The 18,632-nt window shown below is 65.0% G+C and carries 10 protein-coding genes; 4 read left to right on the top strand and 6 right to left on the bottom strand.

The window, feature by feature from the left end; genetic code table 11:
• Window positions 1–481: 481 nt before the first annotated feature.
• From EZ313_RS21390 to EZ313_RS21375, 3 genes are all read left to right on the top strand, one after another.
• A complete protein-coding gene (locus EZ313_RS21390; protein ID WP_135265320.1) occupies window positions 482–841 on the top strand; it encodes a tripartite tricarboxylate transporter substrate-binding protein in 360 nt (119 codons plus the stop codon).
• A gap of 370 nt (window positions 842–1,211) precedes the next feature.
• A complete protein-coding gene (locus EZ313_RS21380) occupies window positions 1,212–2,570 on the top strand; it encodes a FecR family protein (protein WP_135265318.1) in 1,359 nt (452 codons plus the stop codon).
• Between the two features lie 465 nt (window positions 2,571–3,035).
• Window positions 3,036–6,593, top strand: coding sequence for a two-partner secretion domain-containing protein (locus tag EZ313_RS21375; protein ID WP_167772687.1), 3,558 nt, complete (start codon window positions 3,036–3,038; stop codon window positions 6,591–6,593).
• A 1,053-nt stretch (window positions 6,594–7,646) separates the two neighbouring features.
• Here EZ313_RS21375 and EZ313_RS21370 read toward each other — a convergent pair.
• From EZ313_RS21370 to EZ313_RS21360, 3 genes are all read right to left on the bottom strand, one after another.
• Entirely contained in the window at window positions 7,647–8,018 is a 372-nt protein-coding gene (locus tag EZ313_RS21370; RefSeq protein WP_135265316.1) for a hypothetical protein, read from the bottom strand.
• A 651-nt stretch (window positions 8,019–8,669) separates the two neighbouring features.
• Window positions 8,670–9,053, bottom strand: coding sequence for a response regulator (locus tag EZ313_RS21365; protein WP_135265315.1), 384 nt, complete (start codon window positions 9,051–9,053; stop codon window positions 8,670–8,672).
• Window positions 9,054–9,066: 13 nt separating this feature from the next.
• Window positions 9,067–10,977, bottom strand: coding sequence for a hybrid sensor histidine kinase/response regulator (locus EZ313_RS21360; RefSeq protein WP_135265314.1), 1,911 nt, complete (start codon window positions 10,975–10,977; stop codon window positions 9,067–9,069).
• 200 nt (window positions 10,978–11,177) lie between these two features.
• Here EZ313_RS21360 and EZ313_RS21355 point away from each other — a divergent pair, with 200 nt between their 5' ends.
• Window positions 11,178–13,412 carry an ATP-binding protein gene (locus EZ313_RS21355; RefSeq protein ID WP_135265313.1) on the top strand — a complete coding sequence of 745 codons (2,235 nt, stop codon included), beginning with the start codon at window positions 11,178–11,180 and terminating at the stop codon, window positions 13,410–13,412.
• Between the two features lie 2,146 nt (window positions 13,413–15,558).
• Here EZ313_RS21355 and EZ313_RS21345 read toward each other — a convergent pair.
• From EZ313_RS21345 to EZ313_RS21335, 3 genes are all read right to left on the bottom strand, one after another.
• Window positions 15,559–16,140, bottom strand: coding sequence for a cupin domain-containing protein (locus EZ313_RS21345; protein ID WP_135265312.1), 582 nt, complete (start codon window positions 16,138–16,140; stop codon window positions 15,559–15,561).
• The gene (locus EZ313_RS21340; protein ID WP_167772686.1) at window positions 16,137–16,775 is read right to left on the bottom strand and encodes a sigma-70 family RNA polymerase sigma factor; all 639 of its coding nucleotides are present in this window, start codon (window positions 16,773–16,775) and stop codon (window positions 16,137–16,139) included. Before EZ313_RS21340 ends, EZ313_RS21345 begins: the two co-directional genes overlap by 4 nt.
• Window positions 16,776–17,258: 483 nt before the next feature.
• Window positions 17,259–17,693 carry a response regulator gene (locus EZ313_RS21335; RefSeq protein ID WP_135265310.1) on the bottom strand — a complete coding sequence of 145 codons (435 nt, stop codon included), beginning with the start codon at window positions 17,691–17,693 and terminating at the stop codon, window positions 17,259–17,261.
• Window positions 17,694–18,632: the final 939 nt, after the last annotated feature.

The raw sequence follows: 18,632 nt of genomic DNA, 5'->3' as shown, positions 1-18,632 counted from the left end.
TTACTGGTTCAAGCAGCAATGAGCCGGCGTCGCCCAATTCGCGCGACGGCAGACCGCGCCACCAGCGGTGTGGACTTCCACGATGCTGTAGGCCGCTTACGCTCCACTACGACCCGAAGACCAAGATCCGTGTGCGCTTGGAACTTGAGTCGCTGTGACTTGCATGACCTCTGGACGGACGAGAGACCAATACAACCAGTACGAGCCGTCAGCGCACCACCAAGCCAGGGCCGCTGCAGCGGGCCATCTCGCATGCCGCCGCTCCATGAAAGCGGAGACGACCCAGTCGGCGGCGAAGTACGTTGAACCTGCCATCAGCAGCGACACGCCGTGTCCCAGTCAGGGTACCCGAAGAAGAGGGCCGTCGGCGCCGACTTGGTGTTCAAGTCCGAGCAGACGGCCACACACTGCTGCTGTCCTCGCCGGGCTCCATTTCCGTCAACCAGAGCGTGTATCCCAAGTTGGCGTTTGAACCGGACAAGTGGGTGCCGGTCCCCGTGACGCCGAGGTCCCGAACGCGCTGGTCACCAGGCCGAAGCTGCCAGTCCGCACGGCGCATGAATTCATCTCCCATGTGAAGGCAAATGCAGGCAAGGTGAGCTATGCCTCGCGGGGGAACGACACGACTTCGCACCTGACGGCCAAGCTGTTCGAGACTGCCGCCGGCGCCGAAATGATCCACGTGCCCTACCGCGGCGATACACGGGCGATGGCCGGCTTGGCGGCGGGGCGGTCGATGTGTTTTTTCACGAACCTGAGCGCTACCATGGCGCGTGCACAAAGCGGGCAAGGTCCGGATCCTGGCCGTCGCGGACGTCAAGCGTGCGGCTTCGTTGCCTGACGTTCCTACCTTTGCCGAGATCGGGTTGCAAGCGGTGACTTTGGTACGCCGTGGTCGCACCTCCGGGCACGCCTCCCGAAGTCGTCAAGGCGCTGAACGAGTCGCTGTCGCCGCAATCGGCCAACCGGATGTCCGCAGCCGCTTCAACGAATTGGGCCGCTCGCCGGTGGGCAGCGCGCCCGACGCGGCGTCGCGCGTTAACGGCCCTTAACGGCCTTTCCCGATAGCGGCGCCTGGACTAGGCCGTCCGAAATTCACCTCGGCGTGAATTCCCGCACATCGTGCTGATAGGCGACGACGTGCTCGGCGTCTTTTATCGAGCTGAGCAGCGTATAACGTCTCGTTACATGCGCGTTTTCGGAGGTTCGCAATGCTCGAGCTCAACATCCATCGAAGTGCCACGACCCTTTGCATCGGCGCGCTGCTGACGCTGTGCGGCGGCGCCGCGCTAGCGCAGTCGGCTGGTGAAGTCGAGTTCGCGCGTGGCGTTGGGTTCGCCCAGTCGCCCGGCCAGCCGCCGCGCACGCTGGGGAAGGGGCTGCCACTCAGCGAGGGCGACCGCCTGACCACCTCGGATGGGGCGTCAGCCATCTTGCGCCTGGAGGACGGCACCCGCATGACGGTGCGGCCCAACTCCGAGCTCGTGATCACGCAGTACCGCTATCGCGAGAACGCGAGCGACAACAACATGCTGCTGCAAATGGTGCGCGGCGGCTTTCGCGCCGTCACCGGCCTCATCTCGAAGAACGCGCCTAACGCCGCCAAGGTGCAGACCAGCACGGCCACGATCGGCATCCGTGGCACCGACTTCGACGCGCGCCTCTGCTCGCGCGACTGCGGCGCCGAGGCCGCCCGGGTGGCCGAGTCGGCCCGGCCCAACGCCGTGCTCGCCAGCGCCAAGGTGGTCCAGTCGCAGGGCGAGATCCATGCCGTCGACGCCGACAACAACCGGCGCCGGCTGGTGGAGGGCGGCGGCATCTATCCCGGCGACGTGGTCGAGACGGCGCCCGGCGCGCGCGCGGTGATCGCCTTCCGCGACGACAGCCGCATCACGCTGGGCTCGTCCACGCGCTTTCGCATCGACAACTTCGTCTACGACGAGCAGAACGCGGGCGAGGGTCGCTTCCTCGCGTCGCTGCTGCGCGGCTCGGTGCGGGCGCTCACCGGCCTGATCGCGAAGGCGAACAACCGCAACGTGGGCCTCTCCACGGCTACGGCCACCATCGGTATCCGCGGCACCGGATTCGACGCCGCCTGCCCGGGCGAGTGCACGGGCAACAACCTGAATCTGTTCACCTGGCTCGGCTCGATCGCCGTCACCCCGCAGGGCCGGACCGGGATGGAGATTCTGCAGGCGGGGCAGGGCTTGGTCGTCTTGCCGACAGGCACGGTGGAGCCGCTCACCGCGCCGCCGGCGATCGAAGGCCCGCGCCCCGACGAAGTGACGGTGCCGCCCAAGCTGTTCGCCATGGAGAACCTGCCGGACACGGAGGAGGGTCTGTTCGTCTACGTGCGCGACGGCCACATCGAGGTAGCGACCGCGGGCGACGTTCTGCACCTCGGCCGCGGCGAGGCGGGCTTTGCCGCGCAGCAGGGCACCACGGTGCGGCCGCTGAACATCCCGAAGTTCCTCGACTTCGACGTCGTGCCGATGCCGACCAGCCGGAATCCGTTGCTGCAAAGCGTGCTGCAGGACAACAACATCAAGGCCCGGAACACTTGCACCTGACCGCGGGGCGCCACGAGGCCGCGTGGAGGGCTTCTTGGTACCACTGCTTGATAGTTTTGCTCCCGCGTGCCACTCCCCTGCGATGAGTGTCTATCGATCGAATCGACGCGTTTTCTATGGTGCGTCGGCCATAACGCCATAGCCATCGCTCTGGGGACGACTCCGGCTTTGTGCTCGCGAGTTGCGCGGCCGTTCTTTCCGTTGTCCATCGCTGCTCGGTAGGAGTGCTGCTTGAGAGCGACATAAGTACACGGCCGCGGGTAGCTCGTCACGCGGTGGGCGCTCCCGGAGCCCGGCGGTGGTGTTGTGATGGTCACTGCGAACACAAGCCGGGCACCCGTGACATTTATTGCAAGCCATCAACTTTTAGATATCTGATCTGACTGTCTGTCAAGTATTTCTCGGGGGTTTTTCGTAAGAGCGTGCTACGTTGAGTGTCAACTTTGACAGGTGGTGCAGGCCATGATGAAACGCCAGATCCCCCCGCGGTTCCTTCCTCGCCCCGCGTCCGGTGCGGCATCCCATCGCGATCGTCCGCTGCTGCTTGCGGTGGCGCTGGCAGCCGGCTTCTCGGCGTGGCCCGCATGGGCCCAACCTGCAGGCGCGAACGCCATCCATGGCGGCGCCACGCTCAGCCGGCAGGGCAATAACCTGGTGGTGACCACGCGCAACGGCGCCGGCACCCGCCATTCGGCCATCGACTGGCAGAGCTTCAGCGTTCCGGGCGGCAGCACCACTCACTTCGCCCAGCCCAGCTCGACCAGCACGTCGATCAACCGGGTCGTCGGAGCTGACCCGAGCGCCATCTTCGGCACTTTGTCATCCAACGGCCGGCTGGTGCTGGTGAACCCGGCGGGCATCACGGTGGGCGCGGGGGCGGTGGTCGACACCGCCGGATTCACGGCCTCCACGCTGCGGATGAGCGAAGCCGATGCGATCGCGGGGCGCCTCCGCTTCGGCGACGGCAGCGCCGTTGGCGCCTTGCGCGTGTACGGCCGCATCCTGGCCACCTCCGGCGACGTGGTCCTGGTCGGCACAGACGTGCAGGCGGGCTCGCAGGCCGTGATCCAGAGCCCGAACGGCGACACGGTGCTAGCGGCGGGGCAGAAGGTGGAGATTACCGGGCGCGGGCTCGAAGGCATCCGGCTCGAAATGCAGGCCCCAACCGACCAGGCGGTGAACCTCGGCAAGCTGGAAGGCGATGCGGTGGGCATCTTCGCCGGCACGCTCAGGCACAGCGGCGTGATCCGGGCCACCGGCGTGAGCGTGCAGGGCGGCAAGGTGGTGCTGCGCGCCACGGACGACGCGCTGGTGGATGGCAGCATCGTGGCCCAGGCCGGCGACAAGGGCGGCAGCATCGACGTGTTCGGGCAGCGCGTCGGCTTGCTGGCGGGCGCGAACCTGGATGCCAGTGGGAAGACCGGCGGAGGCCAGGTGCGTGTCGGCGGCGACTACCAGGGCGAGAACGCGAATGTGCCGAATGCGGCCCGCACGTACGTGGACGCTGCCGCGGTCATCAAGGCTGATGCCGTCCAGCAGGGCGACGGCGGACGCGTGATCGTTTGGGCGGACGAAGTCACCCGTATGCACGGGCAGATCTCCGCACGCGGCGGAGCGCAAGGCGGCGAAGGTGGCTTCGCCGAGGTGTCGGGCAAGCAGCACCTAGAGTTCACCGGGCTGGTGGACCTCCGAGCGGCGCAGGGGGCAACAGGCACACTGCTGCTGGATCCGGTAGACGTCACGATCATCCGTCGCGATCCGAACTTCCTGCTCGACCTGGTAAACGGATTGACGGGCACCGTGACGGGTCTGCTCTTCGAACCCAGTTCTACGGCTCCCGTCCAGATCGCGGACTCACACCTCAACACACAACTCGCGTCCGCCAACGTAAAGGTGAAGACGGATTCTGCTGCGGCCGCTGGCGGGACGGGAGGTCAGATCACGGTCAATTCCAATGCGGTCATCCAGTGGAACAGCGGCAATGACTTGTCGCTGGAGGCCGACAAGGGCATCGACGTCCTGGGTACGATCCGAGGTACCCGACCCGCGTCGGGGGCGGCCGTGCCGGGACTGCACCTGGTCGCCAAGAACGGGGACATCAGGGATGGCGGCACGGGCAGCATCACGGTGCCCGAGCTGTACGCTTCCGCGACGAACGGATCGGTGCAGCTCTCCGGCAATCACGCTGTGGGGATGGTGGCGGGAACCGCCGCCGGGGCCGGGAAAGCCTTCACGGTCAATAGTAGCCAGGATCTCTCCGTCGCGTCAGTGAACACAGATTGGGGCGGGGGCGCGGGCATCAGTGCGGAGACGGTCAACGTCACCAGTGCGGGCAAACTGACTGTCAACCAAGGCATCACCGGCGCAGACATGGTGCTGAAAGGCACCACGGTGGACCTGGGCAGCGGGACCTCTATCGTTTCTGTGGGCGGCTCCACAGGCCTGCGGATCGACGCGTCGGGCGGCGGCGTGAACAACCTGTCCGGTGGACTGCTCCAGAGCGACGGCTCCTTGGTCATCTCCGGCAACGGGAGCATCGTCCTCGGTGACGTGCGCACGCAGAACCTGTCCCTCAACGCCGGCACCGGCGCAGCACCGACGACGTTCACCCAGGGCAGCGGCACGGTCGAAGCGAACAACGTGTCCGCTGCGCTTGGGGTCGTACCCGGTAGCGGCGTGGACCTCTCCACTGCCGCGAACCGAATCGGCACAGTGAACGTCCAAGCCGCTGGTGACGTGAGTATCGCGAGCACGACCGCGATGAACGTGGTGTCCATTGGCGGCGCGGATGTGTCGATAAAGGCAAACGGTATCAGTTCAGGCGCTGGGGGCAGCCTCAACGCGAGCGGCAACCTGGCCCTCTCCGGCACCAGCACCGCCACGAGCGACATCACCCTGGTGGGCTCCAGTATCTCCGTCAGCGGCAACTTGGACCTCGCAAACGCGCGCGATGCAGTGCTGGGGAACACCAGCGCCGGATCGATTACGGCAAGCATCGCGGGATCGCTGTCGCAGGACGGGTTTGCCGTCGTGAATGCAGCAAATGGCCTGACCGCAACCGCTGGTGGCGACATCAGGCTGCGCAACGACCCTGCGAGTGCTTCCAGCAATAACCTCGGCTACGTCGCGGGCTCCGCTTCCGGCAATGTCCTTATGGATGGCGTCAATGGCGTCGCTGCGCCGGGCCTCAGCGCCGGCGGCAACGTTCAACTCATCGCGCGCATGGGTGACCTCGATGTCGTTGGCAACGTTAGCGCGGCCAACCTGGTCACGCTGACCAGCGGCAGCGCGGTCGTGATCCAAAACACGTCAGCCGTGAGCGCACCTATCCTGCAGTTCAACGCTCCGCTGACTACCGTCCAGGGCACGCTCAGACCGGGTGGCGCCAGCGGCATCGGGTCAGCCACCGCGTCGGGAGACCTCAGCTTCAACGGCACGGGCACGGCGGAGATCGACGTCGCCTCGCTGACCTCCTTCGACCAGATCAGCGCGGGCGGCTACATCAGCACGGCAGCAACCACGAGCTTGAAGGTCTTCGATCTTTCCGCGGGGAGCATTTCGGGAACCCTGCAGCCGGTGAGCGCGGCCTCGAGCCCGGCGCTGTCATACACGCTGCCAGCCCTCTGGAGCGTCTCGCCGACCGATTCGTTCACCATCATCGCCGGGGTCCCGCCGGCTCCCGCCCCGGCGCCTGTTCCGGCCCCCGCCCCGGCTCCCGTCCCAGCACCGGCACCGGCACCGACTTCGGCTCCGGCTGCGGCTGCGGCTGCGGCTGCGGCTGCGGCTGCGGCTGCGGCTGCAGTTCCGGCTCTCGCTGCCGCTTCGGTCGAGTCCAAGACCCCTACGGTTACGGGCTTTTCGGCCCTGTCGTCCGACGGCTTGGCTCCGCAGGGCACCAATGAAGTGGTGTTGTTCGCGAAACGCTTCGCGGATGAGTTGGACCCCAAGGATGAAGTCGAGCTCAGCAAGCACAACATCGTACTGACCGAGGCGGCCTGCAGACCCGGGCCGCCCACGAACTAGAGGCACCGGCGGGTTGAAGCCCTTACTTCTCCCGCCTCAAGTCTGGCCTCGATTGGGTCTGCACCTTCTCCGCGGACTTGTCTCGGACCCGCTCGCGGCTGCCAATCTTCGGCCAAGTCCAGTACGAGCTGCTCGCCCATTTTCAGCTCACATCGGTTCGGATGGTAAGGCAGGCGCGCCGCGCTTTCGCTGCGGCGTGGATGCTGCTGCTTTCCATTTGCAGAGGTGCTGCCTCGGCCATTGCGTGGCCTCGGGAATATGCTCAACCGATCAGCGCGGGGGCTCGGAGCAACAAGGGTCCCTGTCTTGCCTTGCGTCAGTTCATCCGTCAGTCGGCTGAAGCCGAGTGGCGGACTGGGCGGAAGCAGGCTCGGAGCCCGGGCTTCTAACGGCCCCTTACACACTCCTGCTCCGCCGAGTGGGCTTCAACGTCGCCGACTGCCGGTTGAAAGCCCACCGGCGGCGCGCCAGTTTGCCGGTACGTTGATCCTCTTGGCGGCCGCTGCTCGGTGCTCCTCCCTGATGGTTTGCGGCCTTCTCCGGTCCGCGAGCCTGCCGACTTGCCGCCATGTGCACACCTTCTTCCCCTTAGCCGCAGGCGCGCGGCACTGGTTGTCGTTCGCTTGGAGCGGGCCTGACACTGCGCGCAGATGATCCTTGCCGCCGTCGGAGCTTTCGTAGGTTTTTGAAGGTGCCGCCCTGGCCTGCTTGCGTGCCTGTTCGTCCGGCCCGCGGCGCTGAACGAGGTGCGAGGGCACCATCGAAACTGGCGAAATGCCGTCGCGATGCTACTAGGAGTTTGGTGCGCTGGCGCGCCAATGGCCAGTGGCCGGCGAATGTCTGATTCGGTCAGACGCTGCCGTCGGCTCTTCGAGGGGCAGCGCACCCTTCGAAGACCAGCCGGAAGCCGATCGCGCAGGATGTTGCGGCTGACGGAGCTTCGAGGGGCGATCAAGCTCTCCTACACGCCGAGCTGACGCCCTTTCCTCGGCTGCTCGATGAAGACTGGTTCACTTCCGTTCTTCAAGAGATCTTGCCCAGCGCCCTGAGCGATCAAGCTACGTCGATCGACGCTTCAAGCCAGCGCTTCGCCTCCAGCAATTCCGTGAGGGTCCGCAATTTTAGGCCGTGCTTCTGGGCGGCCTTCTCGCTGGTACCGGTGCGCTGATTCGCAGCGACGACTGTTGCGACTTGATCTAGGTGAGCGAGTGCCGTTGCGAAATGAGCGCCGAGCTGAAGATGATCAGTGAACGAGAGGTGTGGGGTGACAGCCAGGAGATCGACCAGGGCACGCCTGTAGCCCTTCGCTTCACAGATGCGTGCGGACAGATCGGCCACGCGGCACAAGTGGCAAAGCTGTGCATCGCCGCTAGCCGCCACTAGAAGGTAGTCCTCGCCGTCCCAAGCCGAAAGGGTGAAGTGCATTGGCTTCTCCCGGCCGCCTCCCCGCGGCTAGCTAGCCCGCAAGCGGACCCGGCGGAGCACGTACCTAATTCCGCGATCTGGATTGCTTGATTGCCCAGACAAGGCTTGCGGAAACAGACTTGCAATCTTCGCGCATCTTGGCCAAGTCCACCATAAATGCGGTCGGGTCAGGGCCCGTACCCCTCGCGAAAGCGTCGACAGCCGCGCCAACGAGCTGCTTGTGATCATCCAGCTTCTTTTCCCGGGCTGCCATGCAGCGTAAAGCTCAGCGACTACGGGATCAACTGGCCAGACTGTCAACAGCGCTGCGCTCAAGCTGATGCCTCACACTCTCTGCACCTGCACCTGCACCTGACCGTTGTGGGGCTCTATTCGCTTGCGTTGGTCAGGATCGAGGGACATGAGGGGCGCGAACTTAACGGGTTCGAGTAGTGCGCGACGAGGTGTCCAGGGAACGCCGACCGCCAACCGCCGCTCGCTTGAGATAGCCTCCCGCGAGCGGGCCGTAACGATTGAGTACAGTCCAGGGCTCGGCAGTAGTTCGGCGCTTGCCCACCGCTTCTGCATAAGCCGCTGCAGGCCGAGCTAGGTTCGAAGTTGTGACGCCGAGACATGGGGTGCGCACTGTTGAGTTTCGCCGCAAATACGAACTCATTCGAACTTGCAGCCAGGCTCGAACAGGTGGTCCAGCGTCGAAAGCAGTTGCTCGGGCCGAATCGGTTTGTGCAGGCGTTCCTCGAAGATCAGCATGTCACCCTCCATTTCAGGGGGAACGTGAAGCCCTGACATGCCGATCACCCTAACCTGCGGCATCAACGTCTTGATGCGCTTGGCGGCCTCGAACCCTCCGAGGTCGGGAAGGTTGATGTCCATCAGGATGACATCCGGCGCCTGGGTGGCTGCCGCGCGAATGGCTTCGTTGCCGCCGAAGGCCACGCGCACCTGGTGACCAGCGCGCTTGAAGACCTCGGCCATCATGAACGCAGACCCGAAGTTGTCATCGACCACCAGGATATCCAGCTGCAAGAGGGCCATGGGGACTCCCCTTTCATCGCGCTAAAGCGCGCAACTTCTTGGCCACGTCGGCCATGCTGAAGGGTTTCGACAGGAAATCGAAGTCCGTAACGTCGCCGGCCTCGGGCGGCGGGTAGCCGGAGGCCAGCAGGATCTTCATCGCCGGGAACCGGTCCTTCACCTGGTTGGCCAATTCGATCCCGTTCATCCCAGGCATCACGATGTCGCTGAAGAGCAGGCCGATGTTGACCTCGCGCGTGAGGACGTTCAGCGCTGAACGACCATCGCCCGCCGTCAGCACATCGAACCCGAGATTGCGAAAGATCTCCGCCACCATTTCGAGCACCTCGGGCTGGTCGTCGACGACCAGGACCTTCTCGGAGCCGTCGGTTTTCACATGCACGGGCTGCTGCTCCGCGGGCAGCGCCGGGAAGAACATGGAGACGGTCGTACCTTCGCCCAGTCGGGAGGCGATCCGGACGTCTCCGCCCGACTGCTGCGTCAGGCCATACACCTGGCTGAGTCCTAGGCCCGTGCCCTTGCCCCGGGGCTTGGTCGTGAAGAAGGGCTCCACGGCGCGCGCGAGAACTTCAGGCGACATGCCGGCACCGCTGTCGGCGACGCTCACCTCGATGTAGCGTCCCGCGGGCAGCGCCCCGACCTCGCCGGCGGCCAGATCGCGGGCCTGCGCGGAGATGGTAATGCGGCCGCCATCGGGCGTGGCATCACGCGCATTGACGACGAGATTGAGCAGCGCGGTCTCGAATTGGGTTGCGTCGACCAGGATGGCAGGCAGGCGGGGCGCAACTTGAACTTCGAACTGGATAGCGCTGCGGTTGGCCCTGCGCAGGACTGTCTCGAAGGCAGTCACCAGGCGCCCCACGTCGCGCGGTTCGGGCCGGAGAGGCTGTTGCCGCGCGAAGCTGAGAAGCTGCTGCGTGAGCGCGGTGGCCCGGTTCGTCGCCTTCTCCATGCTATCGATCAGCCGAAGCGAATCCGCGTCGCGCGTCTGCTGCCGCAGCATGGACAAGCCGTTCGTCAGCACGTTCAGCAGGTTGTTGAAGTCGTGGGCCACGCCGCCTGTCAACTTGCCGATGGCTTCGAGCTTCTGTGACTGGAAGAGCGCCTCACGGGTCTTTTCGAGCTGCTCGGCCGCCTGCTTGCGCTCCGTGATGTCCCTGGTGATCTTGGCGAAGCCGACCAGCATCCCATCTTCGTCGCGGATCGCGTCGATGACTACATGGGCCCAGAAGCGCGTGCCGCCCTTGCGGGATCTCCAGCCCTCCGCTTCATACCTTCCCGCCTCGCTCGCGATGCGCAGCGCATTCGCCGGCATGCCCTTCTCACGGTCCTCGTCGGTGTAGAAGCGCGAGAAGTGGGAGCCGATCACCTCGGACTCGTCGTACCCCTTGATGCGGCGCGCGCCCGCATTCCAGTTGGTGATCTCCCCGGAGGGGGACAGCATGTAGATGGCGTAGTCCGTCACCCCCTGCACGAGCATTCGGAACCGCTCCTCGCTCAGACGCAGGGCTTTCTGCGCCTCGCGCTTGTCGGTGATGTCGCGCGTGATCTTGGTGAACCCGATGAGCTCGCCCTTCTCATCGCGGATCGGGTCGATGACGACGCTCGCCCAGAACCGCGATCCATCCTTGCGCACCCGCCAGCCTTCCGCTTCGAACTTGCCTGTGGTCCGTGCGAGTTCGAGCGCGCGAGCCGGCACGCCCTCCGCCCGGTCCTCTGGCGTGTAGAAGTTCGAGAAGTGCTTCCCAATGATCTCGTGCGGCTCGTAGCCCTTGAAGCGCTGGGCGCCCAGGTTCCAGCTAACGACCTCCCCAGTAGGAGAGAGCATGTAGATCGCGTAATCGGCGACCGAAGAGATGAAGAGCCGCAGTCGTTCGGCTTCGTCTGCAAGGCGATTTCCAGAATCGGTCAAATTGATTTGCACAAAGCTAGTCTGCAGGAAGCCAGATCAAGCGCGTGTAGGACATTGCGCTGAAGAGCTGAGTCACCGAGCCCCGGGCCGGCATTGCGGCCCAGTGGGCGGGGAGCATTCGAGGCGAGGAAGACGCCCCTGCTACGCGGCTCGGGTGGATCGATGAACATGGCGACTGGATACACTGCCCTCGTCCGTTCCTTCCGTAGCCAATGACCGATGCCCAGCCCGCCCCGCCCGATTTGTCGGCTTGCGCGGCCGAACCCATCCACGTGCCGGGCGCGATTCAGCCGCATGGCGCGCTGCTGCTGGTCCAGCGCACCGGTCAGGTTCTGCAGGCGAGCGCCAACTCGGTCGAGTTGCTGAAGAGCCCGCAGGCAGAACTTGCAGGCCAGCGACTGCATGAACTTTTCGATGCCGGCAGCGGTGACGAACTCTTAGACGCGGTCCTCCGCGCGCACGTGCACGAAGCCCCGGTTCGGGGCCTCGACGGCTCTCCCTTGTTCGCGACTTGCCATTGGGTCGGCGAATTGATCATCGTGGAGTTGGAGCGCCTGGAGGGCCATTCCGACTTTGCTGGCGGGCTGGATGTCGCGTTACGCGCTATCGCGACCGCCGAAGACGAGGCAGCACTGGTCGCCACGTGCAACAGCCACGTGCGTGCGCTTTCCGGTTTCGACCGGGTCATGATCTACCGATTCGACGAAGACGGTCACGGCGAAGTGATCGCCGAGGACCGGCACCCCGAGTTGGACCCGTATCTCGGCCACCACTATCCCGAATCCGACATCCCGCGCCAGGCGCGCGCACTCTATCTGCGCAACTGGATCCGCTGCATCCCCGACGCGAGCTACCGGCCGGTGCCGCTCGTGCCCACGCTTCGCCCCGACTCGGGTGAACCTCTCGACCTCTCGGGTGCACATCTGCGCAGCGTCTCTCCCGTGCACCTGGAGTACCTCGCCAACATGGGCGTCCGCGCCTCGATGAGTGTCTCGTTGATCGTCGACGGCCAGCTCTGGGGGCTGATCAGCTGCGGACACCGCACGCCCAAGCAGATGCCGCCCGGACTGCGCCGATCGTGCGAGCTGATCGGCCGCTTGCTTTCGACGCAGCTGGGGGCGTTGCGTGCCACGGAATTCCACAAGCGGGAAGCGGCGGCACGCGAGACGCTGGCCGCGTTGCGCGCGGCGATGCGTGCGGATCCGAGTCGTTTGCTTCGTGCGCTCGTGACCGAGCCACACCATCTTCTTGGACTGGTCGGCGCTTCCGGCGCCGCCTGGATCGACGGCGAAGAAACCGGCCGGATCGGGAACTGCCCGGACGAAGCCGAAGTTGGTCAGATCGCCACGTACGTGCGCACGAACGTTGACAACGGCTTCTTCTCCACGCGCCAGTTGCCGCTAGAGCACCCCGGCTCGGTAGGCCTCGCCGCTGTGGCAAGCGGTGTGATGGCCATCACCCTGCCGCCCGGCGATCGCATGCTCTTGTGGTTTCGCCCCCAGGTGCCGCATACCGTCCTCTGGGGCGGCGACCCAGCCAAGAGTGCCCGGATCGAAGTCGAGAACGGCATCCCCCGCTTGCATCCGCGGCGTTCGTTTGCGGTGTGGAAAGAGGAGATCCGGGGAAAGTCGCTGCCCTGGCACCCGGTGGAGCGGCATCTTGCCAGTGAGCTGCGGCGGCACGCGGTCGAGATCGATCTGGCGCACCAAGTCGAATCACACAAAGCCGCTGTCCGCGCACGCGATGAACTGGTCGCGGCGGTATCGCACGACCTCCGTACGCCCGTATCGATCGTGGCCATGCAGGCCACGTTGATCCAGCGTTTTGTCGGCACGGATCCGGGCGAAGGCTCCAAGCGACTCGCGACCAGCGCACTGGTCATTCAACGGGCTGCGGACCGCATGACGACGATGCTGCGCGACCTCGTAGACCTCGCCAGGATCGAGGCCGGCCGATTCCAGGTGCAGCCGCTTGCGCAGGACGGGGCCGTGTTGATTTACGAAGCGTGCGAACTGATGCGGCACCTCGCGGAAGCTCGCCACCAGCAGCTGGTCGCCCATGAGCCCGCATCCATGTACGTTGCTGCGGACCCGGAGCGCATCTTCCATGTCTTTGCCAACTTGATCGGCAATGCGATCAAATTCACGCCCGAGGGCGGTGTCATCACCGTCGGCGCGGTGCCCCGGGGAGACCGCTGCGAGTTCTACGTTCAAGACACGGGCAGAGGCATCCCCGCGGATCAACTCGAGAAGGTGTTCGGCCGCTACTGGCAGGCGAGGGGCGCGGACCAGGCTGCCGGGTTGGGACTCGGCTTGTACATCTGCCACGGCATCGTGGCTGCACATGGGGGGCGCATCTGGGCCGAGAGCGCACCGGATCGCGGCAGCACCTTTCGCTTCGAGTTGCCCTGCGCACCGACCCCGAACCCCGTGCGGGAGACAGGTTAGGACAGCACGCCTCGACAGAAGTCGAGCAGCTCGCGAGCGTTTGGTTCGGCGGTGAAAACGGCGTCAGCACCGAGACACACGCAGGTCTGGTGCGATTCGTCCGTGCGCGCGGTTCCGCTGGGGCGCTCAAGAGGCCGCTCAGCGACGCGAGCCAATGCGATCGGCCAGCCGGGCAAACCACAATTTGCTTCCCGCTAACGGTGAGAGGCCCTAGTCGGCGGGGTCGGCCGGTAGATCCCGAGGAACTTCTTCTTGAGACACTCTTCTCTGGCTTCCGCTTGCTTGAGCCTGCGCAATGCCTCGTTGAGGTTTAGCTGTGCCTCGCGAACTGCGTGCTGTGCTTGATCGAGCTGTTCCTTCAGATCTGCCTCTTCCATTTCACGCTCTGGCGAGTGCCCAATCATGCCGCTACTCAATCGCTAGGAGTTCAGTACATCACGGTATGACAGAAGGATCAAGTCGGGCCTACCCCTGGGACACCGCGGCTTAACCGCTGAACCCCCGCTCAGCAACCCGCGCTAGTCGTGGAGCGTCGCAGGGGGTTTACGCAGAACGACTGCCAAGCAGAGATTCCGCCGCTCGCTGACTAACGCACGATCTTGAAGAAGCTCTGAGGCTTACCCGCACGGACTGCCCGCGGCTCCAGAATGGACGTGCTTCGGGCAATCACTCCCGCGATCGCTTCTTCACTCGTCGAGTACGGACCTGAAGCGGCCTTACGCCAAGGCGATGCGCTCCACGGGCATCTCGGCGGCTTAGAGCAGATCTGGCGTACCCAACAAAGCCGTCTGTAGCCTTGACGGTATAGCAGGCAAGATAGCTGCCGAAAAGAGGGCCAACAATACATTCCACGCGCTCGTCGAATTTGCCAAGCCCCCGGGCTGCCTCGACGCTTGCTCATTGGGAGGTTGGTACATGCCGCATATCGTAGCGCTCGGTTACAACTCCAAGAAGGTACTAAGTCGCGCCCGAGGGGGCGTTTGCCCGCCCACGGCCGTTCGTCAGCGCAATGATCGGGCTGCTGGAAAACTCAAGGCGCCGAACCGTTTCGCCGCGCAGGTGATGCTCGGCCCCCTCCTACATCAAGGACGGGGCCTACTTACGGGGGCTTCAAACGCAGGACATCGACGGCCAGTTGGAGACCCTCGAGAGCAACTACCTGGGGTGGGGCCAGCAACATGGCTCCCATGGATCCCCCAGGACAGCCCGAGCTCTCCGAGAATCTCGCCAACAGCTTCTGCCGCACCGATCCCGCAATTGCGAAGCATTTCGCGCGCGTGACCCCAAACCAAATTCCAGCACCGCGCCAGGAGTAGCTGGCGTCGCCGCTATGGCGTAGCTTGAACCGGCAGTCTGAGGGATCGCCCGCATCGTGACTTCGAATAGTTGAGGTGCCGCAGCCAATCGTCGGGAGGCAATGACAGCGTGGCCGAACCGAGGACCGCGCCCGGCTTCCGGTGTGTTCCCGAATATGGACATCGAGATCGTCGGCTCCCCGCCCTGCATCTTCTCCCTGGTGAGGGTGCCGGCCATCGCCGCCCGATAGCCCGCGCGTGCCAGGCGAAGCCTTGCCCTCGTGATCACCAGAAAAACAGGGCTAGCGACCCGCTACAAGAACCCGTAGATCGCCGCGGCAATGGAGAGTGCACCCGCGACAAGGAGGAGCGCTGCGATGATCGGGTGCCGGTCGATCCAGAGCTGACCGGGCATCGACGACGTACGGCCATGGCGGTGGACCGGGCCCGAAGGGCGCTCACGCGTTCTGAAGAACATAAGCTAAGAGTATGTGGCGGCAAAGGCGGTGTCAACGTGGAGGCTTCAGCGCGCGAGAAGCCGACCTGAGACTTTTCTGCCTTGACGATTTGGCAGGAGAGCTGGGCAACAGTGCGTCAGGGTGTGGCTGGTAAGTCGATCGCGCGACGGCATACCAACTGCTGGACTGAGTGCCGCCTGAAAGGATCTGGAGCTCAATGCCCGCTGAGGGATTGTTTGCTGCCCGACTTGGGGGGCGAGGGCGCTTCCGGCCAGGAGCAGACCTCGAGGCGCTCGAAGTTCTTGGACCAGAAGATTGCAGCCATCACGCCAAACGCAAGTAGCCTGCATCCATTCACGGGGTCGCCCGCGACACATGAAGGCCCCGGCCTTCTCAGCCCAGGAGGTCGTCCTGGCCGGTGATCAACACGCAGGTGCAACCGGTCTCGCTCCACACCCGCTTGTCCCCTGTGCCGGGCTCGGCGCGATTGAAGTCGCCTGGGTACAGCTTGCGTTCATCGATCCACAGTTCTCCATCCAGGAGGTGCAGTTCCTCGACGCCGGAGTGCGTGTGGGGCGGGTACTCGGCACCCGGCGCGAGCCGCACCAGCATGCTCACGCGGCGCCGTTCGTCGTCGGTGGCAAGCAGCTTGCAGGAGATGCCCGGCGCGACTTCCACCCATTCGGGCTCGGTCCACTGCCGCGCGGCCGGCAGCACGACCTGCCCGCCGGTCTCGGCAGCGAGGCGGCGGGCCAATTGCACCTGCAGCGGAGAGACGGGGCGCAGCACGTCGGTCCGCCAGGACAGCAGCGCGTTGACGGCAGGGCTCAATCGGTCGAGCTCGCGGCGGCAGTGCGGGCACGATCCGATGTGGGCTTCGAATTCGGCCACCTCGTGCGGCGGGAGCATCTGCAGCGCGTAGGCGCTAACGTGCTCGGCTCGCTCGCATGCTGCGGTGTTCGGACGGGAGCTCATGCTGGCCTCGATTCTGCGCCCAGTGCTTCGCGCAACTTGTGCAAACCGGAGCGGATACTCGTCTTGATGGTGTCGACCGGCTGGTTGAGCCGGTCCGCCACCTCGGCGTAGGAGAGCTCGGAGAAGAAGGCGGCTTCGATCGCCTCGCGCTCGCCTTGACCCAACTGGCTCAACGCGCGCTGCAGCGACTCGCTCTGCTGCTCGCGTTCCACGGGGGCCGGCGACTCCGCCGCCTCCGGCACCGGCGCAGGGGCGAGCCCATTCAGAGCGGAGCGATTCCTGAACCGCAGGCGGTCGATCGACCGCGACCGTGCGTGGTTCATGATCCAGCCCAGGACGGTGCCGTTGGCCGGATCGAAGGAAGCCGCGTGCCGCCAGACATCGTGGAAGACGTCCAGCGTCAGCTCCTCCGCAGTTTCGCGGCTGCCGGTGATCCGCATGGCCAGGGTGAACACGACCCTGTGGGCGCGCTCGTACAGCGCGTGCAGTGCCAGCTGGTTGCGCGCCGCGACCGACTCCACGAGATCCACCCAACTCCTTTCCGTGACGAGCGAGTCATGAGGGGCTCCGTAGAGCACATCGCCCAGCGTCGCGGGCGCAAGCCGCGTGGCTTCTTCGTCGTTCCTGTGCGACATTCCATCCATTCTGCCGCAGCAGGTCCGCGCCCGGCATTCAGGGATGCCCCGAGGCCGGTGCGCTCAGGCGTCAGGTGTCTCCCCGGTTCGTGCGCCGGCATCCAGGACGAAGCTCGCAGGGTTGCCACTTCCAAGATAATGTCGACCGTTCGCAGCAGCAACTCCGCTGGCACTTCCTTCTGGCCAAGACATGAGGCGCGCCAGCAGCGCCGGCTGGAAACCAAGGCAGCGGGGCAGGGTGCTCTCGCCACCCAGCAGGACCGCGGCTAACTCGCAGGAGCCGGGCTGCCGTCGACCCGGAAACCCGCGGGGAGTCGGAGAGGAGGGCTCAAATCGGAAGTGCGCGGGCAGTAGCGACTGTCCCTGCAACTCTCCGGGCGTGCAGCGCGCCCGATGCGGGGAACGGCTGGCTCCGGCCAGAGCAGACGTCAATGCGACCGATGGATTGCGAGTTGAGCACCACTTAGCCTTCGGAAGGAGGCCTCACCGGCGTGTTTTCCCCAGCTGCAGCAACTCGTGACGGCTGCGCTCATCGTCTTGCACGCACCTGCGGTAAATCGCCTCAGCAACGCGGCGCATCAGGCTTGCCGGCTCACAAGGTTTTCTGAAGTAGCCGTCGAAGCCCGCGGCCACGCATGAATCTTCCATTCCTTCAGTTCCCCAGCCCGACACCGCGAATACAGCAGACTCACCGCAGCCGGCCTCGGTGCGGATCGACGCCAACACCTTGTAGCCGTCTTCGCCAGGCATAACGAGGTCCAGCAGGATCACAGGAGGCCGTACCTGGTGCGCCACATCCAACGCTGACCGGCCATCAGCCGCGGTGAGGACATCGAATCCTTCGGCCTCGAAGAGCATCGCCAGGGTGTCAGTGAAATCCCGGTCGTCGTCCACCAGCAAGACAGTGCGTGCGCCCATAAACCCCCCACCTCTAGCGCAACAATATGTGACTAGCAGGGTAAGCGCTCTAGGGGAATGCGCGCAGTGTTCGCGCGTCCAGTGTCTCAGTTCCGGGGCGTTGGGCAACGCACATAAGCGTCCATCGACACAGACGGAGGCGGGCTGGGGAGTCCCCGCTCTGCGCCTCGGACTAAAACGCGGCTCTCGCCAGGAGCAGACATGTCACTGTCTGAGCAGTTGGGCACCGTCGGCGCCAGGCTGCCGCCCAGAAGATATGGTTCAAGAGGAGGGCAGGCTTGCGTCCATGCCATTGCAAAGCAAGGTTCGCGTCAGCTGAGCCGCCCGACAATGAGCGCATGGAATCCAAGTTGGCTGAGTGGCAGGCCGCGCAGCAGCGTGTCCGAGAGCTTGAACAACAGCTTGCCATAGCGATGCTTCCTCGGATGGCGAGCAGAGAGAGCATCGACATCCGACAGGTTGAGGAAGATCTCGCTTCAGCGAGGCTCATGGCAGACGGTGCATTACAAGCGTGCCTCTCGGAAGCGAGACGCGCTCGTCGGGTGCACAAGAGTATCGGCATAGACACCGGAACATCGTCCTTCGGGCGTTCGACCAAGTAGCGCGCAGCGTCCTTAGAAGCCTAAAGCGCCGGATAGCTGAGGCCGGCAGATCCGCACAGACATCTCCTCTTCGCTCCTGGGCTGTTTTCGGCCAGAGGCCGACGTGGTCGACACGACGGGCGGTCTGCTTGTGAGGCCGCGATGCGTGAGGGGGGCGGGGGGCAGCAGATGGCGACCCACAACGAAGAGCGAGGCAATCGTGAACTCGGCGGCCTGCGGGTGGGCCGACCGCACACGCGTGCGCAAGCCGTGCTCCACCCGCAGCTCGCCGTCGCCTGGTACCAGCGTGAATTCGGAAGGTCGTGGAGAAGGCTTGCGCGTGACGGCCGGCTGCGCA

This window comes from Ramlibacter henchirensis (genome assembly GCF_004682015.1).
Taxonomy (GTDB): Bacteria; Pseudomonadota; Gammaproteobacteria; order Burkholderiales; family Burkholderiaceae_C; genus Ramlibacter; species Ramlibacter henchirensis.
This window is presented reverse-complemented; position numbering and strand designations above follow the sequence as displayed.